The sequence below is a fragment of the Bradyrhizobium sp. UBA2491 genome (assembly GCF_002341725.1).
GTDB lineage: Bacteria > Pseudomonadota > Alphaproteobacteria > Rhizobiales > Xanthobacteraceae > Bradyrhizobium.
Map to the genome: position 1 here is coordinate 1 of NZ_DDOP01000076.1, position 25,217 is coordinate 25,217.

General features: G+C 62.7%; 26 protein-coding genes. 11 read left to right on the forward strand and 15 right to left on the reverse strand.

Features of this window, described 5'->3' with window-relative positions:
* The 3 genes from B2W55_RS24570 to B2W55_RS24580 form a co-directional block, all read left to right on the forward strand.
* Positions 1-1,510 (forward strand): efflux RND transporter permease subunit (locus tag B2W55_RS24570; protein ID WP_291532301.1); only part of this gene is annotated, 1,510 nt, incomplete at its 5' end.
* 117 nt (positions 1,511-1,627) lie between these two features.
* Positions 1,628-2,596 carry a glycosyltransferase family 2 protein gene (locus B2W55_RS24575; RefSeq protein ID WP_024580972.1) on the forward strand — a complete coding sequence of 323 codons (969 nt, stop codon included), beginning with the start codon at positions 1,628-1,630 and terminating at the stop codon, positions 2,594-2,596.
* A 235-nt stretch (positions 2,597-2,831) separates the two neighbouring features.
* Entirely contained in the window at positions 2,832-2,999 is a 168-nt protein-coding gene (locus tag B2W55_RS24580; RefSeq protein ID WP_157817332.1) for a hypothetical protein, read from the forward strand.
* Positions 3,000-3,018: 19 nt separating this feature from the next.
* Here the strand turns inward: B2W55_RS24580 and B2W55_RS24585 are convergent, their stop codons facing one another.
* Entirely contained in the window at positions 3,019-3,318 is a 300-nt protein-coding gene (locus B2W55_RS24585) for a hypothetical protein (RefSeq protein WP_100955784.1), read from the reverse strand.
* 225 nt (positions 3,319-3,543) lie between these two features.
* Here B2W55_RS24585 and B2W55_RS24590 point away from each other — a divergent pair, with 225 nt between their 5' ends.
* Entirely contained in the window at positions 3,544-4,065 is a 522-nt protein-coding gene (locus B2W55_RS24590) for a VanZ family protein (RefSeq protein WP_244442198.1), read from the forward strand.
* A gap of 5 nt (positions 4,066-4,070) precedes the next feature.
* Here B2W55_RS24590 and B2W55_RS24595 read toward each other — a convergent pair whose 3' ends face one another.
* The 9 genes from B2W55_RS24595 to B2W55_RS24635 all read right to left on the reverse strand — a co-directional run bounded on the left by B2W55_RS24595 (position 4,071) and on the right by B2W55_RS24635 (position 11,724).
* Positions 4,071-4,691: a prepilin peptidase gene (locus B2W55_RS24595; RefSeq protein ID WP_024580975.1), complete on the reverse strand. Its 621-nt coding sequence runs from the start codon at positions 4,689-4,691 to the stop codon at positions 4,071-4,073.
* A complete protein-coding gene (locus tag B2W55_RS24600) occupies positions 4,688-5,302 on the reverse strand; it encodes a hypothetical protein (RefSeq protein ID WP_024580976.1) in 615 nt (204 codons plus the stop codon). The genes B2W55_RS24595 and B2W55_RS24600 overlap by 4 nt, the downstream gene beginning before the upstream one ends.
* Before the next feature lie 46 nt (positions 5,303-5,348).
* Positions 5,349-5,921: a type II secretion system protein GspM gene (gspM, locus tag B2W55_RS24605; RefSeq protein ID WP_024580977.1), complete on the reverse strand. Its 573-nt coding sequence runs from the start codon at positions 5,919-5,921 to the stop codon at positions 5,349-5,351.
* Positions 5,918-7,036 (reverse strand): PilN domain-containing protein, encoded by a 1,119-nt coding sequence (locus B2W55_RS24610; protein ID WP_024580978.1) that lies wholly within the window; start codon positions 7,034-7,036, stop codon positions 5,918-5,920. Before B2W55_RS24610 ends, gspM begins: the two co-directional genes overlap by 4 nt.
* A gap of 84 nt (positions 7,037-7,120) precedes the next feature.
* A complete protein-coding gene (locus B2W55_RS24615) occupies positions 7,121-7,777 on the reverse strand; it encodes a prepilin-type N-terminal cleavage/methylation domain-containing protein (RefSeq protein ID WP_024580979.1) in 657 nt (218 codons plus the stop codon).
* On the reverse strand, positions 7,774-8,235 hold the full coding sequence (locus B2W55_RS24620; protein ID WP_024580980.1) for a type IV pilus modification PilV family protein: 462 nt from the start codon (positions 8,233-8,235) through the stop codon (positions 7,774-7,776). Before B2W55_RS24620 ends, B2W55_RS24615 begins: the two co-directional genes overlap by 4 nt.
* Positions 8,232-8,672 (reverse strand): GspH/FimT family pseudopilin, encoded by a 441-nt coding sequence (locus tag B2W55_RS24625; RefSeq protein WP_029879072.1) that lies wholly within the window; start codon positions 8,670-8,672, stop codon positions 8,232-8,234. Before B2W55_RS24625 ends, B2W55_RS24620 begins: the two co-directional genes overlap by 4 nt.
* Positions 8,669-9,931 carry a type II secretion system F family protein gene (locus B2W55_RS24630; protein WP_024580982.1) on the reverse strand — a complete coding sequence of 421 codons (1,263 nt, stop codon included), beginning with the start codon at positions 9,929-9,931 and terminating at the stop codon, positions 8,669-8,671. The genes B2W55_RS24625 and B2W55_RS24630 overlap by 4 nt, the downstream gene beginning before the upstream one ends.
* A gap of 11 nt (positions 9,932-9,942) precedes the next feature.
* The gene (locus B2W55_RS24635) at positions 9,943-11,724 is read right to left on the reverse strand and encodes a GspE/PulE family protein (RefSeq protein ID WP_024580983.1); all 1,782 of its coding nucleotides are present in this window, start codon (positions 11,722-11,724) and stop codon (positions 9,943-9,945) included.
* Positions 11,725-11,868: 144 nt separating this feature from the next.
* Between B2W55_RS24635 and B2W55_RS24640 the strand changes: the two genes are divergently transcribed.
* Complete coding sequence (locus B2W55_RS24640; protein ID WP_024580984.1) at positions 11,869-12,783, forward strand: type II secretion system protein GspK; 915 nt, start codon at positions 11,869-11,871, stop codon at positions 12,781-12,783.
* A gap of 15 nt (positions 12,784-12,798) precedes the next feature.
* On the opposite strand, the gene B2W55_RS24645 is transcribed toward B2W55_RS24640, so the two are convergent.
* The 4 genes from B2W55_RS24645 to B2W55_RS24660 form a co-directional block, all read right to left on the reverse strand.
* Positions 12,799-13,197, reverse strand: a complete 399-nt coding sequence (locus B2W55_RS24645) for a hypothetical protein (protein WP_024580985.1) — start codon at positions 13,195-13,197, stop codon at positions 12,799-12,801.
* 26 nt (positions 13,198-13,223) lie between these two features.
* Entirely contained in the window at positions 13,224-15,356 is a 2,133-nt protein-coding gene (gspD, locus tag B2W55_RS24650; RefSeq protein WP_291532302.1) for a type II secretion system secretin GspD, read from the reverse strand.
* A 759-nt stretch (positions 15,357-16,115) separates the two neighbouring features.
* The gene (locus B2W55_RS24655; protein WP_029879074.1) at positions 16,116-16,502 is read right to left on the reverse strand and encodes an H-NS family nucleoid-associated regulatory protein; all 387 of its coding nucleotides are present in this window, start codon (positions 16,500-16,502) and stop codon (positions 16,116-16,118) included.
* A 443-nt stretch (positions 16,503-16,945) separates the two neighbouring features.
* Entirely contained in the window at positions 16,946-18,409 is a 1,464-nt protein-coding gene (locus B2W55_RS24660; protein ID WP_024580989.1) for an undecaprenyl-phosphate glucose phosphotransferase, read from the reverse strand.
* 221 nt (positions 18,410-18,630) lie between these two features.
* On the opposite strand from B2W55_RS24660, the gene B2W55_RS24665 reads away from it, so the two are divergent.
* The 5 genes from B2W55_RS24665 (at position 18,631) to B2W55_RS24685 (ending at position 24,164) form a co-directional block, all read left to right on the forward strand.
* Positions 18,631-18,852 carry a hypothetical protein gene (locus tag B2W55_RS24665; protein ID WP_024580990.1) on the forward strand — a complete coding sequence of 74 codons (222 nt, stop codon included), beginning with the start codon at positions 18,631-18,633 and terminating at the stop codon, positions 18,850-18,852.
* Positions 18,853-18,995: 143 nt separating this feature from the next.
* On the forward strand, positions 18,996-20,096 hold the full coding sequence (locus B2W55_RS24670) for a hypothetical protein (RefSeq protein WP_145987241.1): 1,101 nt from the start codon (positions 18,996-18,998) through the stop codon (positions 20,094-20,096).
* Between the two features lie 654 nt (positions 20,097-20,750).
* The gene (locus B2W55_RS24675; protein WP_100955797.1) at positions 20,751-20,954 is read left to right on the forward strand and encodes a hypothetical protein; all 204 of its coding nucleotides are present in this window, start codon (positions 20,751-20,753) and stop codon (positions 20,952-20,954) included.
* Between the two features lie 504 nt (positions 20,955-21,458).
* Positions 21,459-22,646 carry a non-hydrolyzing UDP-N-acetylglucosamine 2-epimerase gene (wecB, locus tag B2W55_RS24680; RefSeq protein ID WP_043855144.1) on the forward strand — a complete coding sequence of 396 codons (1,188 nt, stop codon included), beginning with the start codon at positions 21,459-21,461 and terminating at the stop codon, positions 22,644-22,646.
* A 3-nt stretch (positions 22,647-22,649) separates the two neighbouring features.
* Complete coding sequence (locus B2W55_RS24685) at positions 22,650-24,164, forward strand: glycosyl transferase family protein (protein WP_024580993.1); 1,515 nt, start codon at positions 22,650-22,652, stop codon at positions 24,162-24,164.
* Between the two features lie 16 nt (positions 24,165-24,180).
* Here the strand turns inward: B2W55_RS24685 and B2W55_RS24690 are convergent, their stop codons facing one another.
* On the reverse strand, positions 24,181-24,507 hold the full coding sequence (locus B2W55_RS24690; RefSeq protein WP_024580994.1) for a hypothetical protein: 327 nt from the start codon (positions 24,505-24,507) through the stop codon (positions 24,181-24,183).
* Between the two features lie 289 nt (positions 24,508-24,796).
* Here B2W55_RS24690 and B2W55_RS24695 point away from each other — a divergent pair, with 289 nt between their 5' ends.
* Complete coding sequence (locus B2W55_RS24695) at positions 24,797-25,060, forward strand: hypothetical protein (RefSeq protein WP_024580995.1); 264 nt, start codon at positions 24,797-24,799, stop codon at positions 25,058-25,060.
* The last annotated feature ends 157 nt before the right edge of the window (positions 25,061-25,217 follow it).

Here is a 25,217-nt window from a genome sequence, read left to right on the forward strand (position 1 = left end):
CCTGACGCTGATCGTGTTCTTTGCGACCGTCACGCTGACGGTCGTGCTCTACGTCAAGACGCCGAAGGGCTATTTCCCGACCGACGACAGCGGCCTGATTGTCGGCGCAACCGTGGCATCGGCCGATACATCGTTTGAGGCGATGGTCACCCTCCAGCAACAAGTTGCGGGCATCGTGGGAGCTGATCCGGCGGTTTCCGACGTTGGTTCGATTCTTGGCAGCATGACGGTCAACCGCGGGCTGATGTTCGTAAGCCTGAAGCCGTCGTCGGAGCGGGATTGGTTGTCAACTACGTCGGTTATTGATCGCCTGCGCAATCGTCTGAGTACGGTTGCCGGCATAAGATTCTACATGGTCGCGGCCCAGGATATCCGCGCCGGCGGCCGCCAAAGCAACTCCGACTATCAGTACACGCTGCAAAGCACCGATCTCGAGCTGTTGCAGAAATGGGCGCCGATCGTGGCCAAGCGCATGGAGACGGTGGAGGGCATCACCGATATTTCCTCCGACCGCGATCATGGTGGGTTGCAGCTCAATCTCGTGATCGACCGCAAGATCGCCTCGAGCCTTGGCGTCCGTGTGCAGGACATCGATAACGCGCTCAACAACGCCTTCGCGCAACGGCAGATCTCGATCGTCTACACCCAGCGCAACCAGTACATGGTGGTGCTCGAGACCGATCCTAAATTCCAGAACGACCCGTCGAACCTGGCACATGTCTACGTAGCGGGATCCAATGATGCCCAAGTTCCTCTCTCCGCCGTGGCGCATTACGAACGCAGCCTGCTGTCGCTTCAGGTGACTCATACGCAGTCGATGCCGTCGACCACCGTCTCGTTCAATCTGCTGCCAGACATCCCGCTCGAGGTCGCGACGACCAACATCCAGCAGGCGGTCAACGAGTTGCACATGCCCGAAGGCATTCGCGGCAGCTTCGACGGCAATGCCGGCGACTTCAACAAGACCAGCGGCCGGCAGCCTCTCCTGATCCTCGGCGCGCTGGTCGCGATGTATATCGTGCTCGGCGTGCTCTATGAGAGCCTGGCGCATCCGATCACGATCATCTCGACGCTGCCGTCGGCCGGCCTCGGCGCCTTGCTCGCGCTCCAGATCACCAACACGCCGCTGACGGTGATCGCCTTTGTCGGCATCATCCTGTTGATCGGCATCGTCAAGAAGAACGGCATCATGATGGTCGACTTCGCGCTCGAGGCCGAGCGGCATCAGGGCCTGGCGTCGTGCGATGCGATCTTCGAGGCCTGCCGGGCGCGCTTCCGCCCGATCCTGATGACGACGATGGCGGCCCTGTTCGCCGGCATCCCGCTGGTCATTGCCACCGGCCCCGGCACCGAGCTGCGCCGGCCGCTCGGCATCACCATCATCGGCGGCCTGTTCGTGTCGCAGATCCTCACCCTCTACACCACGCCGGTGATCTATCTCCTGATCGACCGGCTCCGGAAAGCAAGGCTTCGTCCTGGCCGTGGTGCCGCAACCCAAGAGTTAATTTAACTCTCGGTGAGGCCGCATGATTGACGACGGTCCGAAAATAGCCGAATAGGCCGTGAAGTATTTTCGACCAATGCGTTGGATCTGACCTTACTTTTGACCGCGGCGGGAGCCGTTGCATTGCTTGTAGCCATCGTCAACTACCGCGTCGCAGATCTGGTCATCGACTGCCTCCGCTCGGTCGCGCGCGAGATTTCGAGCGTTCCGGGAACGCAAGTCGTCGTTTGTGAGAACGGTACAGGGGACGATTCCGCCACACGAATTCAGCAGGCCATTACCGACAATGGCTGGGGTGACTGGTGCAGCCTGATCCCCCTTGCGGTGAATCTCGGATTTACAGGCGGCAACAACGTGATCATCAAACCGGCGATGAGCCGGTCCGATCCCCCGGAATACGTCCTGCTATTGAACCCGGATACCATCGTGCGACCGAACGCCTTCAAGGCACTGGTCGACTTCATGGACCGGAACCCGAAGGTCGGTATCGCCGGAAGCAGGCTGGAAGATCCGGACGGCACTCCTCAACGCTCCGCATTTCGGTTTCACTCGCCGTTTGGCGAGTTCGAGGCGAACCTGAAGCTTGGTCTGGTGAGCCGCCTCCTCGCTCGCTGGGTGGTGGCCCCGCCGGTACGCGACGACACATTCGAGACCGATTGGGTCTCCGGCGCGAGCATGATCATCCGGCGTCAGGTGATCGAGACGACCGGCTTGCTGGACGAAGGTTACTTCACCTATTTCGACGACATCGACTATTGCTTCAACGCGCGGCGAAAGGGATGGCCGACCTGGTACGTCCCGGCGAGCCGCGTGGTTCACCTCGTTGGCCAATCGACCGGTGTCAACGCACATGCCAAGCGGATTCCACCCTACCTGCTGGAAGCGAGGCGCCGCTATTTCCTGAAGAACCACGGCCCCCTCTACGCCGCCCTGGCGGACATTGGCATGATAGCAGGTCTGTCCTTGTGGCGCCTGCGCGTGCTGCTGACGGGCCGAGAAGACAAATCGCCTCCACACCTCCTCGCGGACTCGCTTCGTCATAGCGTTTTCTCGAAGGGATTCATGGTCTCGGACGTCAAGCTTCGCCCGTGATCCAGGCGCCCCACCCAGGCCGGCGCAGTCTTCGACCTTAACCATACAAGGCAGCATCAAGCTTAACGTCAAGGTTCGCTTGTCGACTTCAAGAAAGCAATTACCCTGACCATCGATCTCTCACGCCCACATTATTGCCGGAGCCGGGAGGATCAGACGGATGCCGTCGCGACAATTCATTCAAACGATATTGCACTCAATCCCTGACTTAATTCATTTCATGCGGAGACCGGGCGTGAACCAGAAGCGCACGAACAAGTCGAAAGCGCAGATCGCCGTCAAGACCGAGAAATCGCTCAACCTTCGCTACGCGGAGGTAATGAAGCTGCGTCGGGCGATCTTGCGAACTCAGGCGGAAATCGATGCAGCATCGAGCGACAATCGCCCGGCCGTGCTGAAATGACGTCTGCGCATCAGCGGATTCACCAGCATCGCCAAGTGGCGTAGTTGCGCCGTCCGGTCGATGTCTGCACCCTGCGTACGACCCGGCGGCATGATGCCCTGGCGGGCTCGGCCCACGGCCCGTACTCCGCGTATTCGCCGTAGCCGAACGGAGGGTCGAAACTGTCGTCCAGCGGATAGCCGAAATATCCGCGTGCGGTGAAGAGACCCGGATACACGATCGGCGGGTAGGGTCTGGCGTATCCCCAATAGCCGGCCTCCGCGACCTCAGGCAGCAGCGTCAAGGCGGCCCCCAGCAGTCCAAGCATTGCCTTGCGCACGATACTCTCCCCGGCTGGTCCCTACGGCAGCCCGGCATCGTCGAAGATACCGGAACTCGAACACGACCCGGGGCAGGTCTCCCTTGCCTCTCGCACAATGATCAACGGTCGCGATCCCTGCGCTAACCCTACGAGGAACTTGTTGGCTTCCGGCTAAGTCAACGCCCTGCAATCTATTGTATGTCTTGGGAGACTGTTTACCGAGTCTTGCCGGCATCAATGGTAATGAACGGCCTCGGCGTTGCCGTCAGCAGATCGTGCATTGCATCAGCAGAAAGCCGGCCGCAACATCGAGGCCGCCTCAACCCGGATCAGAAACTATCGATGATGGCACGTGACACGTCGAACATCGCAAGGCTGGCCGCCGCGTTCGCCTGGATTGTCATCGCGGTGATCGCGTTTGCCACGCTGACGAATATCGGTTTCGTCTATTCGCTCTATTACAAGCTCTCGCCGTGGCTGATGCATCCGGACGTCAAGACCTACGCGCATATCGAGCATGTGGTCGCGTTCGCCGTCCTCGGGGCTCTGTTCGCGCTGGCCTATCCCCGCAGGCCACTGCTGGTTTGCGCGATCGTGACAGGCGCCGCGGCAGTCCTGGAATTCATGCAGACGCTGACACCCGATCGTCACGGCACACTGGTCGATGCGCTGGAGAAGATGGCCGGCGGACTCATGGGAATCGTATTGATCAGATCGATTGTACTGGCCTGCGCCGCGGTGCGGTCCGGACGCTGCAACCAATAGGATCATCAGCCGACGGCAGTGACCCAGGTCCACCAGAGGCCGATCGCAAGATGCGGGCCGAACGAGATCGCCTGCTTGCCGTGAAGTTCGTGCCCCTCCAGCTTCAGGATGATCAGGCTGGTAAAGGCCGACAGCACCGCGACGACAAGAAGTTGCGGAACACTCTCGATTCCGACCCAGAACACGCTTGCGCCGAGGAACTTGACGTCGCCGAGACCGAGACCGTCATGGCCGCGGAGCCTCCGATAGCCGGCTTGCAGCACGTAGACGGTCAAAAGCACCAACGCAGCTCCAGCCCCGCGTTGCCAAAGCAGCTCGAGCGGCTCGATCGCGATGGTCTGAACGACACCTCCAGCGAGCAGCGCGACGACCATGCTGTCCGGGATGATCCCGTAGCGCGCGTCGATCGCGCAGATGGCGGCAAGCAGGCTGACCAGATAGAGGCTCGCAACCAGGATCGCCGCGACCGGGCCGCCTGCTGACCAGAGGCCAACGGCAATCCAGATACTGCCGGCAACGAGCCCCCAGGCGACCAGCGCATACTCGCGGTCTCCCGCCTTCCAGGTCAGGGCTGCTTCCAGGAAGTGCCCGGTACGGCCAGCGGTCTTCCGCAGCGCCTGGATCATCTCCCGGCCGTCATGTTCAATGGCACCGCGAGCCGCTGGTTGGCGCTGTCCAACACCACCTGATCGGGCTGGATGCCGACGACGCGCCAGCCGGCGATCTCGCCATCGGCCTCAACCCAGGTCCCGACCGGGTTCTGCGCGGTGAGAAGGAATGCCTTGGCGACGCCGTCGCTCATGAATACGCCCTTGAGGACGAAGCCGGGATCGACCGCCACCGGTGCGGGAGCTGCGGCAGCGACCGGGGCCGCAACGCTCGGCGCTTGCCGGCTGCGCGAGAACAACGGCCGCTGCACGATATTGTCGTAGCGCGCGATGGCCGCGGTTTGCGCCTTCCCGGCCGCGGTGCCCCGCATGTCGAGCCATGCCGGCGTGCTGAACCGGGAGAATTGCACCCCGCAGGCCGCAACCACGCCGACAACCAGCACGAGCCCGATCCAGGCGGCGAGACCGGCCATCAACACACGCGTCGCCGGCCGCAGCGCAAGGAAGTCCGCCTGCGCGGGCAGATCAGCCCGGCCAAGCAGCGCCGCGACCTTCGTAACCGCCGCCCGCCGCGGCCTCGCAGTGATCGAGTTCAAACGAAACCGAAGATCTTGCGTCAGGACGGTCACCTTACGCCCTCCGTCGCAATGCTGCCGCGGGACTTCTGTTGCGCCGTCATTGAGAATTGGCCTCTTCGCCCGCTCTCGGTCCGTCGCGCATCGCGCCCTGCACGGTGAGTTGGGCCCGGATCGCGCCGTCGTCGCCGTCAGTCACGCTTCTCAGCGTCGCCGAACTAAGCAGCAACATTGGCGTCTGGCTCTCGATGGCACGCATCATGTCGCGAATCGACGCCAGCGGCCCTTCCACCTCGATACCGACTGCAACCAGATGCATCTGTTGTACCCGACCGGCGGGGAGACCGCGTATCGCAAGCAGATTGACCCCCGCATTCTGCGCAAGCGATTTCAAGCTCGCCTGGATGTCGGCGCTGACGACGCGCTCCTCGCCAGCCGGATAGTACGGGTCACCAGTCCCGGAGGTCCTTGCGGAGTCGGCCTTCGCTTGATGCAGGATAGTCTCGAAACGCCGAAGCTGGGCTGAACTCTCCGCTATGTCTTCGCTCCGCTCGGAGAAATGCGTCAACACCGGCGCGACCACGAGCACGACGACGAGCATGACCGCCGCGATATTGAAGGCCACGAACAGTGCAACGTCCGGAATCCTGTTGCGCGTCAAGCCGGCGATCATGACGGGCTCCGAGCTCTTGCCGGCGATTTCGACACCCGAGCTCCTCGCGCCTGGAAGCTGATCGTAAAGCGATCCCTGTGCTCATTGGCGTCTGGCGTGATCGCCGCCATGAGGGCGGCGCCGGAGAATCTCGGCGACTTGTCGATGATCCGGACCAGCCGGGCCGCATCGGCCGAGAAGCCCGTTATGATGGTCTTCCCATTCTCAATGCGCACTTCGCTGAGAAAGGTCTGATCAGGCAAGATCCGCGACAGCTCATCGAGAGTCTCGAGGACGCCGAGCTCGGACCGCATTGCATAAAGCCTGGCTGCGGTGTCGATGTTCTGGCCGCCTTGAACGCCATCGCGAGCTTCGGCAAGTGCGGCTTCAACCGAGGCCGCAACGCTGGCCTGGCTCCACTCGAAGGCCATCAGCGCTAGGCCGACGGCAAGCACCGAGGCGACTGCCAGCAACCGGATCGTTCTGACCGCCCAAGCCGGATCGTCGATCTGTCTCGCCTGGAGCTCTATGACCGGGATGGCCACATCCGCGTCAACGGAACTTGCGGCTGACAGCCCGTCAACGTTATCCGACGTCAGGCCGAGTTGCCCGAGAGCCGACGCGGCGCGATCCCTGCGAATGATCCAGTGCCTGATCGAGGCGACATCGCCCGCGTCGATGCCGGCGACAGTCGCCGCATGCCAGACGTCGGAAGGCAGAAACGGCGTCCGATGCAGCAGTTCCTGATCCAGGATGCTCGGCAAGGCCGGCAGCGCCGCCTTCGGGACATTCATGTCGCGGACGAAGAACAGATCATGCGAAACGACCGCCTGGACGACGACCTGCTCGCGCGTCACATGCTGGTCCGCGAGCCAGGTTTCCAGCACCGCGATGTTGAAGCTTGCGGACAGAAATCGCGCTTCGACCGGCTCAGGCCCGGCCAAACGGCACACGATCGTCTCACCATCCCGCTGGACATTGACATGGCGCAGGGCCTCGCGCTCCGCCCAACTGAGCCACTGCGGAGGTGTGGACTGGCGCAGCCCCGAAAGCCACCAGTGCCCGAAGCGCCTGCCCCAATTCGCGGCGACCGCGAGGCCACCGGTTCGGGAGACCGATAGGTCGGCTACAGACATGGCGCCCCTTGCGCGAGGAGAAAAGCGAATCGGGCGGTAGCGTAATTTACTAAATCTTTACGAAAGGTAACGAAATGCGCCGGGTCAGGCCCCGCCGCCCTGCCGGAGCGCGACGATCATCGGCGGCTCGTTTCGTCGTTCGTCTTCGAACTCGACCTTGATCGACACCAGCTTCGGCAGTTGCTCCGCCCTGGCCCAGTTGTCGTGCCACTGGGACACCCCGCTGAGCGCGGGGCTCCCGAAATAGCTCAAGCGAATGCTCCGAACGCCGCTAAGCACGGCAACCTTGTTTGGCCGGACATCGCGATCCGGCGTGTCCGGCACCGCTGAAGCCCAAGCCAGAAAATCAACGATGAGGTCGTCGCCCTCCTGGCGCAGGCCGACCCGATAGGGGCCACCCGGCAGGCCGCGTCCTTCGCTCAGCCCGACGAACGCCATCGCATCCTGTCGTCCTTCGAACATCGTGAAGCCACTCTGGCTGGCTGTGTTGCCACGCACCGCCAGTGCCGAAGCGATGACGTCCGACAGCGTCTGGATCGCGGCATGAGCCTCACCATCGGCGGCGCTGGTCCGGTCGGCGGCAAAGGCCCGCCTCGCCATCGACAGGCCACCGGCAAGAAAGCCGGTCAAGAGCGCCAGCAAGGCGATCGAGATCAGCAGTTCAATGAGGGTGAGGCCCCGCTCCGTCTGGCGACGCCGCAGCCGGGCGGAACGGCGGGCAAGATCGCCCGGGCGGCTCACGACTTCCGCTCCGGCATCACCTTCAATGCGGCGAGCTCGACCCTCGTGCCATCGTCCGCGTCCACCACCATGGTGACCCAGAACGCCCGCAGCGATGCCGACGACTGCACCGGCTTGGCATCGGGCTTGGCGTCCGATGGCTGCGGCCGCAACGTCGAGGGCAAGACCTCGACCGTGGTCTGTCGCCATCGATATCTCTGGCCGATCATCCCCGTGCGCTGTCCCGGTTCGAGCGTCGCCGACAGGCCGGCCGCTTCGAGCTGCGACTGGGCCACGCGCAACGCGCCCTGGGTGGCGCGGGTCCGTGCGTCGGATCGCATCGCCAAAGCGACGCCCGTCGTCATCGTCCCAAGCGCGAGCGCCAAGACGACGAATGCAACCAGCACCTCGAGCAGGGAAAAGCCCTGGTCTCGGGATTTCCCGGCTGCGCCACGGCGTCTGGAGCGATCGCGCTTCATTTGACGATCCGCGGCTCGCCGGTGAGCCAATTGACGGCAACGTCGGCCGAACTGCCATCGAGCGTCAGCGCGATGACGCCACCCGACGATTGCCCGTCCGGATAGAAGCGGATGCCGCCGGTGTCCCCGGAACGTTCCGTCTCGGCGATCGTCAGCGCGATCTTCATGCCATGCGGCAGCGAATGCATCGACCTTGCCTGACCAAATCGCCCCGACTGGGTATCGATCTGAACCACGGTTTCCCGATTGGTCGCCCTCGCATCGGCCCGGGCCATGTTGAGGCTGGCGGCGACCGTGCGCGCAGCGACCGCGACCCGCGTTGCCACGGCCTTCGGCCGCGCGGCGATCACAGCCGCCAGGACGAGCCCGATAATGCCGATCACGACCAGCATCTCGGCCAGGGAAAAGCCGGCCGACGATTTCGCCAACCTCCTCATCGGAACGCGATATCGTTGATCGAGAGCACGGCGCTCATGACCTGCATGATCAGCGCGCCGATGCTGCCGCCGATGGCAAGCGTCAGCAATGGCGTCAGCAGGCCCACCATCCGCTCGATGTTTCGTTGCAGCTCCGCCTCGATCACGCCCGCCACCTGGAGCAGCATCGGACCAAGCCGGCCGGTCTCCTCACCCACCGCGATCATCCGCAGCGATGCAGGCGGCAGCAGCCCGACATTCTCAAACGCCCGGTGCAGCGGCGTGCCTTCCGGAACCCGCTCGATGGCCTTCTGGTAGAGCGCGTGGAGATGCCGGTTGGTGACGAGCGCACTCGCCGTGCGCATCGCCGACATCAACGGCACCTTCGCGACCAGCAACGTCCCGAGAGCACGCGAGAAACGGCCGGCTTCGCGGGCTTCGACGAGCTTGCCGACCACCGGGATCATCCGCTTGACCCGATCGAGACCGAGCATCAATTCGGAGCTTCGTTTGACGCGGCTCCAGATCAACACGCTTGCCAGCGAACCGACCACCAACGTCAAGAGCACGACCAGCCAATTGTCCTGCAAATCGGACAGACGGCCAAGGATGCCCGGGAGCGGCAGATCGGCATCGACAAAGATCGGTGCGATGCTCGGGATCAGGACGAATACGATGACGACGACGGAGACCATCGACATCAACACCAGCACCGCCGGATAGATCAGGGCGGTCAGGATCCGGTTGCGGATTTCGAGCCGCCGCGCCAGCAGCTCGGCGATTTGAGTGAGGACCTGCCCGGTCGCTCCGCCGGTCTCACCGGCCGCGAGGATCGCGCGATAGTCCGATGGAAAGATATCCGGATGCCGCGCCATCGCCTCGGACAGTTGCAGGCCCGCCATGACATCCTTCAGCAGCCGGTTCGCCAGCCGTGCGGTTCGCGGGCTGGCGCCGGGTCCGCCAAGAATTCGAAACGCCGCATCGAGGGTCAGGCCGGAATTGACCAGTGAACCAAGCTCCGTCGTGAACGCGGCAAGCTCCTTCAAGCCCAGGCGATCGGACTGGCCGAGCTCGCGCTGCCAGATCGATTTCTTCGGCCTGGCGCCGTTGGCCGCAGCCGGCGAGAGTTCGCCGCCGTCGCCGGCGAGCCGCTGGGTCTCGAATGGCGTCAGGCCCGCGCCGTAGAGAGCGTCGATCGCGGCATTGACGTCGTCGGCCGCGATGGTCCCGCTGCTGACCGTCCCGCCCGTCGTGTATGCCTTGTACAGGAAGTTCGCCAAGGTGCTGCTCCTCAAGCCGCGCGTGTGACGCGCAGGACTTCCTCGAGCGAGGTCTCGCCGGCCTCGACCTTGAGCAGGCCGTCCTCGTAGAGCGAGCGGAAACCGGCGTTCCGCGCCAGCTGCTCCATCATGCGTTGGTCGTCGCTGCGACGGCCGACCACGTGGCGCAATTCATCGTCGATGATCAGAAGCTCGGAAATCGTCGTCCGGCCGAGATAGCCGACATTGCCGCAGGCCGAGCAGCCGACGGCCACGCGCCTGTTTGAGAGCGCCGGTTGCAAGCGCTCCGATGGTACAGCCAGTTCGCGCGGATGCTGTGCCCGGTGGGAGTCGTCGAACGGCCGCGAGCAGGACGGACACAGCTTGCGCACGAGCCGTTGCGCCATCACCCCTGCGATGGTCGAAGCGAGAAGATAGCGCTCGAGCCCGATGTCGATCAGCCGGGTGATCGCCGCGATCGCGCTGTTGGTGTGCAGGGTGGAGAACACCAGGTGCCCGGTCAGCGCGGCCTGAATCGCGATCCGTGCCGTTTCCAGGTCGCGGATTTCGCCGATCATTACGATGTCCGGATCCTGCCGCAGGATCGACCGCAGGGCGACCGGAAAGTCGAAGCCGATCTGCGGCTGGACCTGGACCTGGTTGATGCCGGGAAGCTGATATTCGATCGGGTCCTCGACCGTGAAGAGCTTGAGCTCCGGCCGGTTCAGGTTCTTCAGCGCCGTGTAGAGCGTCGTGGTCTTGCCGCTGCCGGTCGGCCCGGTGACCAGCACAATTCCGTTGGGCAGCGACATCAGCCGGCGAAGGCCCGCCTCCGTCGTCCCGCCCAGGCCCAGCTTGGCAAAATCGAGTTCGACCCGGGTACGGTCGAGGATTCTCAGCACGACACTTTCGCCGAACGCGGTCGGTATCGTGGAGACACGGATATCGATCTCGACGCCGCGCACGACGGTCTTGATCCGGCCGTCCTGGGGCAGACGCCGTTCCGCGATGTCGAGCTTGGCCATGATCTTGACGCGGGTCGTCAACGCGGCCCGCGACGTGGTGGGGACGGTCCGCTCCTGCTGAAGGAAACCGTCGACACGGTAGCGGATCGCGACCGCGTCGCGCCCGGGCTCGATATGCACGTCGGAGGCGCCACGCTCGACCGCACGCGCGATGACCTGATTGACCAGCCGAATGATCGGCGCCTCGTTGGCAATGTCGCGCAGCCGCTCGATATCGTATTCGGAGCCGTCGCCGGCGGCCTGCACGGCGACCGCGGCCCCCTCGAGATTCCCCTCGGCAGTGGGATCGTCGTAGAGCGTGCGCAAGGCGCGCTCGATCTCGGCGGGCACGATCAGCGCGAGCTCGACCTCGAGGTCCAGCATGTAGCTGACCGCGCGGACGACATCGTCGATGAACGGATCCGCGCTCGCGATCAGGATCCGGCCATTGCCATGAGCGATCGGCAGGATGCGGTTGGTCCGGAGGAAAGCGTGACGCAAGCGGTCGGCAAGGACGGGGCGCGCCGGGATTTCCGCCTCGCCCATCACGCGGAGGCCGCAATACGCCGCGTAGACCTGGCAAAGATCGGCTTCGGAGATCAGGCCAAGCTTGACGAGAACGAGGTCGAAGCGCTCGCCCGCGACCTCGGCAGCTCGCCGCGCCCGGGCGATGGCGGCACCGTCGAGATACCCTTCGGCGTCCAGCAGACTGGAGAATGCCTCGGTAAAACCGGCATCCTTGGGGCCCAGGAATCCGACACGGCCGGCGCAGGCGACCGGCTGCACAAGTTGCTGAAATTCGATGGACATAAGCGCTCGGACAGGCTCGAGGACCGGTTTCCGCGCGATTCTAGGGCAGGTTGATTAACACAAGCTGTTTGACGGTTTGTTTGCCATTCTCGCTTAAAGGTTTCCGTGAACGGCCATTTAAAACATTCAGCAGGACTTTTCGGCATGGCGGGCGGGCCGCATCCCCAATCCCTGCGCTTGCCCTGGGAGCCGGTCTCCGCCGCCACGCCGCGCGCCCGTTCACGCGCGGGTTTTGCACTGATCGCGGTGGTCTGGAGCCTCGGGCTGATCTCCCTGCTCAGCGTCGCGCTGATCGTCGGCGCACGCTATCGCGCGCGGATCTCGTCGAACGATACGTCGGTCGCGGCAACCGAGCTCGCCGCCGAGAGCGCCGTCCATGTCGCCATCCTGACGCTGCTCGCACCGGGCGCGTCGAAAGCCGAATTTCCGCTGACCTGCCGGATGCCGGGCGGCGAACGCGCGACCATCGCCATGGAAGAGGAGACCGGCAAGGTCGACCTCAACACCGCGTCGCTTGCCGTCCTGACGCGCCTGTTCACTGCGCTGACCGGCGATCAGTCGCTCGGCGCCCGCATCGCCGTGCGGGTGGTCGAATTCCGCGACCAGGCGCGCGCAAAAACCACAAACGCTGCAACGGCGGCCCCCAACACGCCGGCTTTCACCACGATCATGCAACTGGACACCATCGAAGGCGTTTCGCCGTCGATGTTTCGGCGCGCAATCCGCTTCGTCACGGTTCGTTCCGGACGCCCGGAGCCGGATCCCGAGGCCGCCACGCCGGCGATGCTCCGCCTGCTCGGCGCCCAGCCACCGCAATCGCCGGCCGGCCGGGGCGTTCTGCTCGGCGGCAGCGTGACGATCCGCGCCGATGTCAGCGCCCCGAACGGAACGCGCTTCATCCGTGAGGCGCTGGTCTCGATCGGCCCGGACAACGGCCGTTCATACGTGATCCGCGAATGGCGGCACGGGGATATCGCGCCGGGTCAGCCGGAGCAAGTTGACGATCGGATGCTTGCTTCCAGGGACTGCCTGCAATCCGTCAAGCACCTGGGCAGCTGACGGAGCCGGCGGTCGTCAACCGCGCGAGTGCAGCACGACCGGTGGCGCGGCGGGGTGAACCGAACCTTCGAGCCGCAGGCGTTCTTCCACTACGGCAGGGCCCGGCTCCATCACGGTGCAGCCCTTGAAGCGCTGCAAATCGCTCAACGCATCCAGCCGTCGACGCTCGTCGACCAGTTGCTTCGGACCATCCAGCGGGAAGCGCTCGTTGCCGTAACCTTCCAGCGGCCCGCGCGCCAGCCAGTATTCAAGGCGCGCGGCGCGGCGGGCCGAGTAGCGGAATGACGCGGCGATCCCGCTGCACGTCATCGATTCGTCGACCGGCAGGATCGGATAGGGCGGCGGATCGGCGAGCGGATAGGTATCGGTCACGCAGCCGGCCAGCGGGCCCGCCAGGCTCGCCAGCAGCAACAACTTCTGGAGTTCGGCCGTGTACCTTCTCACTGGGAGATCATCCGCTGCACGGTGTTGGCCGTCGTGCGCTCACGCGTCGTCGCATGAGGCATGTAGATGTTCATCTTGCGGCGATATTCTTCCGTCACGAGACGGCTCTCGGCACCATCGCGAACGACACGAGGCGTGATCAGGATGACCAGCTCCGTCTTCTGGACGGTGTCGCTCCGGTTGGCGAACGCCGCGCCGATGCCGGGGATGTCGCCGAGCAGCGGAATCTGACCGCTGGTCTTGTTGCGCTGCTCCTGGATCATGCCGCCAAGCGCCAGCACCTCGCCGTCGTTCACGACCACTGTGGTCTTGACCCTGCGCTGCTGGATGGTCGGTGAATCGATGTTCGACGTGGTCGTCTTGGTGACGGCGCTGACCTCCTGCTCGATCTGGAGCTGGACGCGCCCGCTTTCGTTGATGCGCGGGGTCACCGACAGGATGACGCCGGTGTCCTGCATCGTGATCGAGTTGACGATGGCGGTGTTCGCCGTCACCGTGCTGGTCGCCGTCTGCGTGGTGATCGGCACCTGGTCGCCGATCTGCAGCCGAGCGGTCTTGTTGTCCAGAACCATCAAGGACGGCGTCGATATCACGTTGACATGCGTCAGGGAGTTCAGGGCGCTCAGCGTCGCCGCGATATTGGCGGCGTTGACCGCGTAATTGAACCCCGGGAAGGCCGCCGCCACGCCACCGGTGACGGCGTTGGAGAACGTCGCGGTCGGAGTGCCGCCCTTCGACAGCTGCCATTGCACGCCGTACTGAAGCTGATCGTTCAACGTGACCTCGGCGATGACGGCCTCGATCAAGACCTGGCTTGGCACCACGTCCAGGCCCTGGATGACCCGGACCACGCGCTGGTAGTCGCGGTCATTGGCCATGATGAGAAGCGAGTTCTTGGTCTCATCGGCGACGATCTTCAACTGCGGTTCGCCCGACGACGATCCGTTGCCCGACGACGCATTCGAGGAGGACTCGAGCGTCGGGGTGTCCGGCTCGTTGTTCAGCGCGCGCGCCAGACTGTTGAGATCGCCGCCCGCGTCGGCGCCGCGAATTGCGCCGGCCGGCGGGTTCTGGTTCGGATCGGCCGATGCACCGCCCGGTCCCGGCGCCGCAGGCGTGGTGTTGCTGAAGCTGGTTTCCTTCGCCTTCGGCGAGACGCTTCGGGTCGGCGGACGGATCACCTTCATCTCGTTCGCGAACATCGACTGCAGGACGCTGGCGAGTTCGCCGACCGGCCGGTTCTGCACCTGATAGACGTGGAGCTGCGGCTCGGTGCCGGCGGCTCGGGCATCGAGACGGCGGATCCAGGTCTGGGCACGAGGCAGATAGCTCGGCTGCGACGTCACGACGAGGATGGCGCCAAGGCGGCTGTTGGCGATGAACCTGACCCGCCCCTTCATCGGGCCTTCCTTGTCGGACGAGAACACGGCCTTCAGCTCGTCGACCATCTTGTCGGGCTGCGCCGTCTTGACGGGGACGACGGCGAACGACATCCCGCGCATCACATCGACGTCGAACACCGAGATGGTGTCGAGCATCGAGTCGATCTCGGACGGCGTGCCCTTGAGCGCGACGATATTGCGGGTGTCGTCGGACTGCACGATCGCACCCTTCGGCACCATCGGTTCGAGCACGCGCGCAAGCTCGCTGGCGGAAACGTATTTCAGCGACACCACGCGAACGCCGTTGCCCGTGGTGGCGCTCTCCACCGAATTGGTGCCGGTCGTGATGGCGCCGGTCGCGGCCTGGTCGGCCGGCGCGATCCGGTAGATGCCGCGGTTCTGGACCAGGACGGCGCCGATGGGCGCCAGTGCCGACTGGAAGAGCTCGAGGGCCTCGGCCTTGCCGACCGGCTGGGTGGTCTGCACCGAAATCACCCCGTCAACGCGGGGATCGACCACATAGTTGACCCCGATCATGTCGGCGAGGACGGTCTTGGCGGCCTGCTGCAACGGGACGTTGACGAGATTGAGAACGACGTTGCCGTTGCCGTCGCCGGACTTGCCCTTGGGAGCCGCGCCGCCAATCATGCTGCCGCTGCCGCCGTCGACCACCGCCACCGCGCGCGACGAAGGCGACGGCAGGGGCAGCGCGGAGGAGGCACCGCCCTCGTAGGCATATGCGTCCAACGATGCAGGCTGTCCGCTCGCCAGCTTCGGCTGCACGTTGGGCGTCGGCGCAACGGCGAGCGGAGTGCTGCATCCCGAAACGGCGACAAGGACCAGCCCGCAGGCTGAGACCCTCATCGCAAAGCTTCGAAAAAGCAACAAGGCCGGGCCCCCAACGACAACGCGCGCCACATCCCCGCGCGTAAACATTTGGTAAAACCATATGGTTAATCGACCGTAAATAAGTTCCCTGGCCGGGCCTGGAATTAAATGGACATAAATGTTCGGCTGAACGGCTTGGATGGATCGTGCACGGAATGACCGCGTGGTCGTGCCGTCTCGCGGCCGGCAGCGGCCCACGGGCGGGCGTCTGCCTGGCAACCGGATAGCACCGCGATCTCGTCGGCCTGCGAGTTCGTCCCTATGGGACGTCTAAAATGGTCCGGGATAAATATGCGGTGCAAGAAGCGCCTGCACCTCGCGCCAAACAGAGGCGCTATCTACTCTGGCTTTGGCAAGCTTGCCTGCAAGTCTGCGCCTGGCTCTCACAAGCGCTGACGCAGGGGCTCCGGAGCGTCGTTGGGCAGATGCGCTGGCAGGACGCGTCCTGGGTGGCGCAATTGGCGAGGCAAGCGTCCGAGGTCGCATCCGCGACCCGCAGCCTGGCGCGGCTGAAATTCTCACTGGCCAGGGCGGGAGCAAAGGCCATCGAGACGAGCAGAACGATACCGAGCGTCTGTTTCATCGTCGCCTCTGAAAATCGGTTATTCGTCCTGGTTCTCAAGCCCGGCGCCGGTGGGATGGCGTGCGATCGGCTTCGACATTGCGAATAACGAACTCATCGATCGTGTGTCCGGTCTTCAGCGCCGCCGTCAGCCAGCGTGGCTGCTTGCCGCGACCCGACCAGGTTTCCGACGGCTCGTTCGGATTCTGATATTTCGGAAAGACACGTGGATACTTGCGGCGCTCACGCGGCGCCGCATTAATGTCGGCGCTTTCCGAGACCCGCAGTTCCTTTTCACGGCGCAACTGCGCCAACCGCTTTTCCAGTTCACGTTTCTCCGACGTCAGGCGGATCGACAGAACCTGACTGAGCTTCTCGTAAAGCTGCCAAAGGTCGTCGACGCTCATCGCGTCAAAGTCAAACGTTCGGTTGGTCCCCACCATTACCCATCCTCGACGATTCGCGTCGATTATATAATCGTAACACGAAGCTACCAGCGCAAATTTAGCAATTTTGGATTGCGTAGCGTGTGCTCGCCCATTGCACTGACCAGCGAGACGCACCCCATAAGTCATTGAAAGAAGACGCCAATACACGCTCAGATAGCAGTATTGATCCGTCACTCCGCCCAACGTCCCCGGATCGCTTCCACTTCAACAATCCGACATTTTGATGGTGCGCTACAAGAGAAGTCTGTTGCGACGAATAGCCTCCGCTGGGTCACTGATTCGTTAGACGAATGCCGTTCCGAAACATACGCCCGCTAGCGTGCACAGCCTGTCACCACCGACATGGAGTACGTCGCATAATCAAGTATGTCGCATAATCAACCGCGGCGGCGTCAACGCGGCCGCGCCGATCGTAACGTCCGACCGGTTACGTGCATTCAATACGCGTTGCGCTTCCGCAGAACCTCGAAGAATGTCTTGATCAAGATCTGAACGTCCAGCCAAAGGCTCCAATTGTTGATGTACCAGAGGTCAAGCTTCACACGCTCGGCGATATGTTCGACCGTCGGCGTGGCTCCGCGCGCGCCGTTGATCTGAGCCCATCCGGTCATTCCGGGTTTCACGTGGTGGCGGTAGGCGTAGTCGCCCAGAACCTTCTCGAAGTAATTGTCGTGGGCCAGCGCGTGAGGGCGCGGTCCGATCAGGGACATCTCCCCCATCAGCACGTTCACCAGCTGAGGCAGTTCGTCGATGCTGGCCGCCCGCAGCAGGCTGCCGATCGAGGTGACCCTCGGATCGTCGCGCGTTGCCTGAACGACCGTGTCGCCGTTCTCCTGGACCGTCATGGTCCTGAACTTGAACATCACGAACTGCTTGCCGTTGAAGCCCTTGCGCTTCTGCTTGAAGATGATCGGCCCCGGGCTGTCGAGCTTGATCGCGATCGCCGTCAGCAACATGATCGATGCGAAGAAGATCAACGAGAGCGACGCGAACACGATGTCCATCGCGCGCTTGATGAAGCGTTCAAGACCGCTCAACGGCGCTCGCTGGATTTCGATCGCAAGGACCCGTTGCCGCCCGGACGAGGTGTAATTGGTCAATGAGCGGACCCTCGCATCGGGCAGCAACCGCGCGGCGACGGGCAGTGTCTTGATCTGGTCTCGCAAGAAGTCGAGCCGGGCCGTATCCGTCCACGGCACCGCCAGCACGACTTCCCTGCAATCATTGCGGCGGACAAAGCTGGTGATCGCGTTGAATACGCCGGCGTCGGAAACCGCACGGGCCGGCATATCCCGCTCGCCGCTCAGCGGAAAACACTTGATCTCGGTGGCACCGAAGAACGCGACGAGGTCCCGCGTCTCCAGCGCCTCGATCTCATCGACGTCGCCGACCAGCACGATGTCATTGCGGCCGACGGCGCCGCGCGAGACCGCCCTGGCCAGCACGACCTTCGTCACCTTGCGAACGCTGAGCAGGCCTATCGGGGTCACGAAGTAGAACAGCACGAACGCGCCGCGCGAATAGTCGACGCCGATCTTGAGCAGGAAGGCGAAGAAGGCGAGCATCAGGCCGGTCGAGAACCAGCAGATCAGGATCTCGCTGAACTCAACATTGGGCTTGGCGCTGGCGGGAAAATCGTAATACCCGCCGCCGCTCATCCGCAGGATATGGATAAAGCTCGCGAGCAGCCCGACCGCGCAGTGCGGAATCAGCTTCGGCGAGGGATTACCGACCACGCTCTGATAGACGATCCCGGCCACGACGCTGGCGAGCATGATGACAAAGGCATCGCTGGTCGACAGCACGTAGGGCACGACATTGCTTGAGAAGCGCGCCCGTTGTCCGACGGGCGACGTGTCGAGTTCATCCAGTTTTCCGCGAATATCCGATCCGATCGACATTCAATCCATCCCGCTTCGCGGATGCATCAGCTAATTATCTGATATCCCGGTAGAAACACGGATCGTGCCAATTCATCTGGATTAAAATAACTCATTTTTAACGGCCGGACGATATGCTGCTCTACGGCGCGGCGCAACATTAATTGCGGTGCACGTCGACCACCTGAGCCGGAGCCTCGATGTTAACCTTACTTGCCTGCGCTGCCGGCCTTTATGTGGGGTTGCATTTCAATATCCTGGCCCTGCTGCCGTTCTCGGTGTTTGGCGCGGGCGCGCTGATCGTCTCCTCGTGGTCGGCCGGTCAACCGGTGCTGGACAGCATCGGCCTGGTCATCCTGCCGCTGCTCGCCGTTCAGGTCGGATACTTCCTTGGCCTGACCGCACGCGAACCATACGCGAATCTCGTCGCCCGCCTGAAGGTCGGACTGTCCAAACAGGCTTGAGCGAGCTGGCGCCCAAACCGGCCCCGGCCAGCGACGAGCCTACCGGCGGTGCCACGATCTTTTGAAAAATACACCTCAATCCAGCCCCTTAGCCCGGCCAATATCGACAATAGTCGGCCCTCCTGATCGTGCCCGGACGTTGCGTGGATGGGCCGGCAGGCTATAAGTCGTCGGCGGCGGCACCGCCTTTTTTTGTTCATTTCCTGTCCGATTCGAGTGGGGACGATCACGTGGTTCATCGGGAAGCTCCGTCTTCAGCGCTTGTGCGCATCCTTTTCGCGATCCGGAGACTTCTCGGTCTTGGCACCCTCGCCCTGATCGTGCTGCTGCTGGGTTCGAAGGCGTTCGTTCTCTTCGACCACCCCAAGCAGGCGACGCTTCCCACCCTGCTCTCCGAGGGGAGAGAGTACATCCTGAAGAAGGCCTCGCCGCTTCTGGGCCATTACATCCCGACCAATATCGCCGGCAGCGACCGCTCCGACTTCATCCTCATCGCGCTCGCCATCCTCATCACCATCCTCTCCGGATCCCTCGCGCAGCGCGTGCAGACCGCGGAAAACAGGCGCGCGTTGAGAAAGGCCGCGATGGCCTGGCGCAAGAGGCAGGGCGTCCAGCCCGGTTCCAAACTCGATACCGATCTGGAAGCGACGTTGCGGATGGCCGAAAGCAGCAAGTCGGTCAATCGACAGGAACTGCTGCGGGTCTTCGCCGAGACCAAGAAGAAGCTCGATACTTTCGGCAAGGAAGTGGCCTTCCTCGCAGTCGATGTGGTTGAATCAGCCAAGATGAAAGCGGGCGAAGATCACGCGACCGTCCAGTACGATTTCGAAGAGTATCGAAAGCTGGTCGAACGCATCTTCCGCGCGAGAGGCGTGCTCAAGACCGCATGGACTCCGGATGGCGTGATGGCGTGCTTCGCGCATGTCGAAGACGCCTGTCAGGCCGGCAAGGATGTCATCAAGAGCCTCAGGGTTTTCAACCGGGACGTAAAGGTCTCGAAGATGGACTTTGCGGTACGTTGCGGCGTCAACGCCGGCCTCGTCTATTTCGACGACGCCACTCCGCTTGAAACGATCTCGGATCGGGTCATCGACGTTGCCGGACACATGCAGAAGCACGCCGATCCAAATACCGTCCTCGTCGCGCGCAAGATCATCGAGCCGCTGCGCCAGCTGGAAGAGTTTACCCACACCTCGCGCGTGATCGATGGCTACGAGGCGAGCGTCTGGAAAGAAACTGCCTGACGGGTTCCCGTGCCGAGAGCGGCGAGACAGTTGGTCGCAGCTTTCGAACCAGCCTTCCAAGCCTGCGTCGTTGTTCAGATTTGCACGCGCATTTCCTGCTGCAATGTTTCGAACCATCAGGGTCGTTCGCGCGACGAATGATCGATCGAGACAATCCAGCCACCCTTGAAATTAATGTCGTGATTTAAAACAAGGCGCACGCTGCTCCTATAAATAAACAGGATTCGGACGCATGGCGGCGAGAAATTCGCAATCCGCGCACCATCGCAAGTCGAAGCATTGCTGTTCATCGCCGCGCCGGCAGCAACGCGTTCATCTCTGCTTCATTTGGTTCAGCCGATCATCGAAACGCGCAAAATAATCGGCGCAAAAAAGGTTGATCGTAGCTCACTTGACGAAACGGCTTCAGGCCGTTTACGACCTGCGCATTAGCCTTTAATTGTTGATTGGGTTGGGGCGAACATGCGGTTTAGATTGAGATCATACCAACACGCCTCGGCAGCCAAACCGCGTTCATGGGTGGCAGAGAGACGGACGATAATTCATTCCGAATGTCGGGGCGATTTCTCAAGTTCCATCGTGACGTGCTCACAGAGATTAGTAGCGTAGTCAGATCGGCCGATCCTTTTTCAAAAATTCAATCGCGAGATTGCCATGCCCCTCGACATTGCTAAGAGCTACTTTGAGGTAAAGCGCCTTCGTCAACTGGTTCGCGATGCCGAACGCGAATCCATGCGCACATCACATGAGGTTGCCGCTTGGCAGCCCACGACACGAGATCGGCAAACCTTGCTGGCAACCCGTGCCGCGCTGGCCGATGCGTGGAACACCTCGCTGCAAAAGATCAGACCGAACTAGATCGCACGGCATCGAGCGAAGGAACCGGAACGGCCCCGCTCCGACGGCAATGGAAACGGGCGAAGCCTTGCGGCATATTTTCAGTACCGTCGTGCAGGACACGGCCTGGACGCAACCTCGAGACAAAGCCCGGAGCGCCGGTTCAATCGTTTCGGCCGGGGCCGGCACACCAGGTTTCACCCCATCGGTTCGGATATTTTCCGACCAGCTGCTGGTGGCGGATGGCGGCGGGGCTTTGATCGGTTCCGAGCCACTTCGTGCTCATCAAATAGCTGACCGGACTGGATAACCCGGAAAAATACGGGCCAGATCCAATTCAACTGATTCACCATTAAGGCAAAATCAGATGATTTCCCCGCCGATATCCGGGAAAATCAAGGACATTCAATTGTCTATTTTCGCTTGAAAACCTATTATATCGAAAAATTATCATCGAGTTCAAATCGAATACTACGCCGACAGGGGCGTCCGCATCGCCGCAAGTGATGCGCTTTGGAGCATTGAATGCATCACCAGGGTAAAAGGCATTTTGCACACGCCGTTGCCGTGCGTCGCTTTGTATTCGTTATTGGAACCCGTCCCGAGGTTATCAAGGTCGCGCCAATTATTCGACGGCTGTCCGAAACCAACTGGGCGAGCGTACGCATTGTCACCACCGGCCAGCAAAGCGATCTGCTGGAGCAGACACTGAGCGAGTTTGGCCTGCGGGCCGACCTTGCCATCCGCCATCGGCGCAGCTGCCACACGCCTGCGGGCCTCGTCAGCCATCTCCTGCCCCGGCTCGACAGGTTTCTGGAGCTGGCGAACCCGGACTGTGTTCTTGCCCAGGGTGACACCACGACCGCCTATGTCGCCTCGATCGCAGCCTTCTACCGCAAGATTGCCTTCGTCCACATCGAAGCAGGCCTGAGGACCGCGAGCCTCGACGCGCCGTTTCCCGAGGAGTTTCACCGCCGGTCGATCGCGGTGTCGACGACGCTGCACTGTGCGCCGACGTCGGCCGCCGCCGCGAACCTCGCCCGGGAAAACATCGACAAGGACAAGATCATCGTCTCCGGCAATACCGTCATCGACTCCCTGCTCGAGACTGCGGCCAGCAGGCCGGTCCCACCCGCCGATTATCCCAAGCTGAAGACCATTCTGCTGACAGCCCATCGGCGCGAGAATTTCGGCAGCCCGCTGCGGGATGCCTTTACCGCGATCAGGGCTTTCGTCGACCTGACGCCGGACGTTGCGGTCTATTTTCCGGTCCATCCAAATCCCAGCGCGCGCGAGGCGGCCATGGAGGTGCTCTCCAGCCATCCCCGCATCAAGCTGGTCGACCCACTCGGCTACCGCGACATCGTCGCCGCCATCCAGAACGCCTGGTGCGTGGTGACTGACAGTGGCGGCCTGCAGGAAGAGGCACCGGCCCTCGGCAAGCCCGTGCTCGTGCTTCGGGAGGTGACCGAACGGCCGGAAGCGGTGGCCTCAGGCGTCGTCGACCTGGTCGGAACGTCCCGGCAGCGGGTATTCGGCGCGTTGCACGAACTCTACAGCAATACAGCGAAATACACCCGGATGGCGCGTCCCGTATTTCCCTACGGCGACGGGCATGCCAGTAAGAGGATTGTCGAGGCGCTGCATCGCCACTTCATGGTGCGCGGAAGATCGCACTCGGCTGAGATCATCCAACTTCACATTGCATCATAGCCCATGACCGAGGCTCACTCGTTTCTCAGCAGCTACATCTACTTCGTCGAGATTGTGATGTTGATCGCGGCGGTCATCATCGCGATCTCCAGCTTCGATGATCTCTTCGTCGATCTGGCCTATTGGACCAGCCGCCTGCTCGGAACGGCGGACAGCAAGTCGAAGGAGTTGCCGGCCGTCGACGTCCTCGAGCAATTGCCGGAGCGCCCGATGGCGATCATGGTCCCGTGCTGGAAAGAGCACGAGGTGATCTTCTCGATGCTGTCGTCGAACTCCAGGCTGTTGCGCTACGAACAGGCCCACTACTTCGTCGGCGTCTACCTGAACGATCCGCTGACCCAGGACGAGGTGCGCAAGGCGCAGGCGCTCTACAAGAACATCCACATGGTGCTGGTCCCACATGACGGGCCGACCAGCAAGGCGGATTGCCTCAATCAGACGCTGTCGGAAATCTTCCTGTTCGAAGCCGAGCAAAAGCTGCAGTTCGCCGGGATCGTGATGCACGATTCGGAAGACCTGATTCATCCGCTCGAACTGAAGCTCTTCAACAAGCTGGTCGATCTGTACGAATTCATCCAGCTCCCGGTCTATTCGTTTTCCCGTTCGCTCACCTCGCTGATCTCCGGGCTGTACATGGACGAGTTTGCGGAGATGCACACCAAGGATCTGGAGGTCCGCCAGCGCCTCAGCGGTGTCATCCCATGCGCGGGCGTGTCGGCCTGTTTCAGCCGAGAGGCGATCCAGCACCTGATGGACAAGAACCAGGGCGAGGCCTTTCGTACCTCGTCGTTCACGGAAGACTACGACATCGCGTTCCGCGTGTCGGAGCTCGGCTTCAAGTCGGCGTTTATCGCCTATCCGGCGAACTACGCGATCGACATCAACATCACCAGCGGCGCACCCGGCATCCTCTACCGCTCGCTGCCGGTGGCGACGCGCGAATTCTTCCCGTCCGGCCTGGAAGCGGCCTATCGCCAGCGCGCGCGATGGCTGCTCGGCATCGTGTTCCAGGGTGCGCATGAGCACGGCTGGCGCGGCTCGCTCGGTACCAAATACTTCCTGGTGCGCGATCGAAAGGGCGTCATCACCAGCCCCGCGGTGATGCTCGGCTATTTTGCGCTGGCCAACCTGACGGCCTTCGAGCTTTACCGGCTGTTCTTCAATCCGGAGCAGCAGTTCACCTACCAGCTGCTATCGAAGGACTGGGCCGTCTGGCTGTTCTTCGTGAACTTCATCTTCCTGATCTGGCGCCTGGGCAACCGGATGATCTTCACCGGCATGATCTACAATCTCAGCCATGCCCTGATGTCCGCGCCTCGCCTCGTGGTCGGGAATTTCGTCAACTTCTTCGCGACCTGGCGCGCCGTGCGGGTCTATCTCGGCCACCGGATATCCGGTACGCCGCTGGTCTGGGACAAGACCTCGCACTCGTATCCGGTTCACATGGGCGAACTGACGCTGCCCCAGGCGCCTGGACCGGTCGGCGCCGGCTCGCGCAGCGAGGTCGCCGAGCGGTAGGGCCTGCCGCGCCGGATCAAGCTGCTCGCATGAAGTTGCTGCTGACTGGCGCGAACACCGCGAGCTCCCGCCCGCGGCGTGGCGATCCGAGTACGAGGCGGGCGAACGAGCGCATCGAGAAGAACGCGATGCCCACCACGATCGCGAGAAGCTGCAGGCCGGGGTAGAAGATCGCGGCCGCCAGCACACCCCAACCGAGCCCGATCGCCAGCACGTCGCTCAGTCGCGTGCCGCCGCAGGCGTCGAGCTCGACCCCCTGGTCAAGTGCGGCGGCGATGGCATCGAACCCGTCGATGGCATCCGCCCGCGCATCCCGTCCAAACCGGTCATCGTTGGAAAACATTCCGCGCTCCCACTGGGGCCGTTCTCGGCCTCTCCGTGGGGCATTTGATCGTTGAGCCGTTTCATGCGGCTCAAACGCCTCGCTACAATTTTAGCTACCGCCGCACTTGGTCCGGCATTGGGAATTCCGCGCTCGGCCACGCATAACGACGCCCTAACAACCCGGCTAAGATTTTAGGCATTTCCGGACCAGGGGCCGGCGATGGCTGGCACGCCGATTGCGATGGGGTCGATGCTTCCTGGTTGAACCTCTCAACCTTAACCATGCTTGTGCAAGAACAGGACACGACATGCGCTACCAGCCTCATTTCGGGAACGAAGTCGCCACCCTCAGCAAACTGATCACCGACCTCAACAATTCGGTCTCGATCATCACCGCCGACATCGAAGCCGAGGAAGCGAGGGCCAATATCGGCGACATCGCGGACCCGGCCTATCCGATGCTCGCGCGCCACCTGCGCACCCGCCGCAACAATCTTCAGGCCACCATCAACAACCTCGTCGATCGTCTTGGCGCGGCTTACCCGCGCGCAGCGGAGCCGGTGGCCGCCTGAGCTCCGCCCGCCAATCCGGACCGGCTGGATCGCCATTTTAGCGAGACGACGCGCCTGACCTCGTCGCCCGTTGTTCCCGGCGGGGCGTCTTGGGCGCGGAGCCAACCGGACAGGCAGTTCATCGGACGTCGCAGCATTCTCGTCGAATAACGGTATC

What these genes read in the sequence shown, in the direction of transcription:
- B2W55_RS24590 (WP_244442198.1), top strand. Translation starts at nt 3,544, where the DNA reads ATGAACGGCCTCGGCGTTGCCGTCAGCAGATCGTGCATTGCATCAGCA.
- B2W55_RS24595 (WP_024580975.1), bottom strand. Translation starts at nt 4,691, where the DNA reads ATGATCCAGGCGCTGCGGAAGACCGCTGGCCGTACCGGGCACTTCCTG.
- gspM (WP_024580977.1), bottom strand. Translation starts at nt 5,921, where the DNA reads ATGATCGCCGGCTTGACGCGCAACAGGATTCCGGACGTTGCACTGTTC.
- B2W55_RS24610 (WP_024580978.1), bottom strand. Translation starts at nt 7,036, where the DNA reads ATGTCTGTAGCCGACCTATCGGTCTCCCGAACCGGTGGCCTCGCGGTC.
- B2W55_RS24620 (WP_024580980.1), bottom strand. Translation starts at nt 8,235, where the DNA reads ATGAAGCGCGATCGCTCCAGACGCCGTGGCGCAGCCGGGAAATCCCGA.
- B2W55_RS24625 (WP_029879072.1), bottom strand. Translation starts at nt 8,672, where the DNA reads ATGAGGAGGTTGGCGAAATCGTCGGCCGGCTTTTCCCTGGCCGAGATG.
- B2W55_RS24635 (WP_024580983.1), bottom strand. Translation starts at nt 11,724, where the DNA reads ATGTCCATCGAATTTCAGCAACTTGTGCAGCCGGTCGCCTGCGCCGGC.
- B2W55_RS24640 (WP_024580984.1), top strand. Translation starts at nt 11,869, where the DNA reads ATGGCGGGCGGGCCGCATCCCCAATCCCTGCGCTTGCCCTGGGAGCCG.
- B2W55_RS24655 (WP_029879074.1), bottom strand. Translation starts at nt 16,502, where the DNA reads ATGGTGGGGACCAACCGAACGTTTGACTTTGACGCGATGAGCGTCGAC.
- B2W55_RS24660 (WP_024580989.1), bottom strand. Translation starts at nt 18,409, where the DNA reads ATGTCGATCGGATCGGATATTCGCGGAAAACTGGATGAACTCGACACG.
- B2W55_RS24675 (WP_100955797.1), top strand. Translation starts at nt 20,751, where the DNA reads ATGCCCCTCGACATTGCTAAGAGCTACTTTGAGGTAAAGCGCCTTCGT.
- wecB (WP_043855144.1), top strand. Translation starts at nt 21,459, where the DNA reads ATGCATCACCAGGGTAAAAGGCATTTTGCACACGCCGTTGCCGTGCGT.
- B2W55_RS24685 (WP_024580993.1), top strand. Translation starts at nt 22,650, where the DNA reads ATGACCGAGGCTCACTCGTTTCTCAGCAGCTACATCTACTTCGTCGAG.
- B2W55_RS24690 (WP_024580994.1), bottom strand. Translation starts at nt 24,507, where the DNA reads ATGTTTTCCAACGATGACCGGTTTGGACGGGATGCGCGGGCGGATGCC.
- B2W55_RS24695 (WP_024580995.1), top strand. Translation starts at nt 24,797, where the DNA reads ATGCGCTACCAGCCTCATTTCGGGAACGAAGTCGCCACCCTCAGCAAA.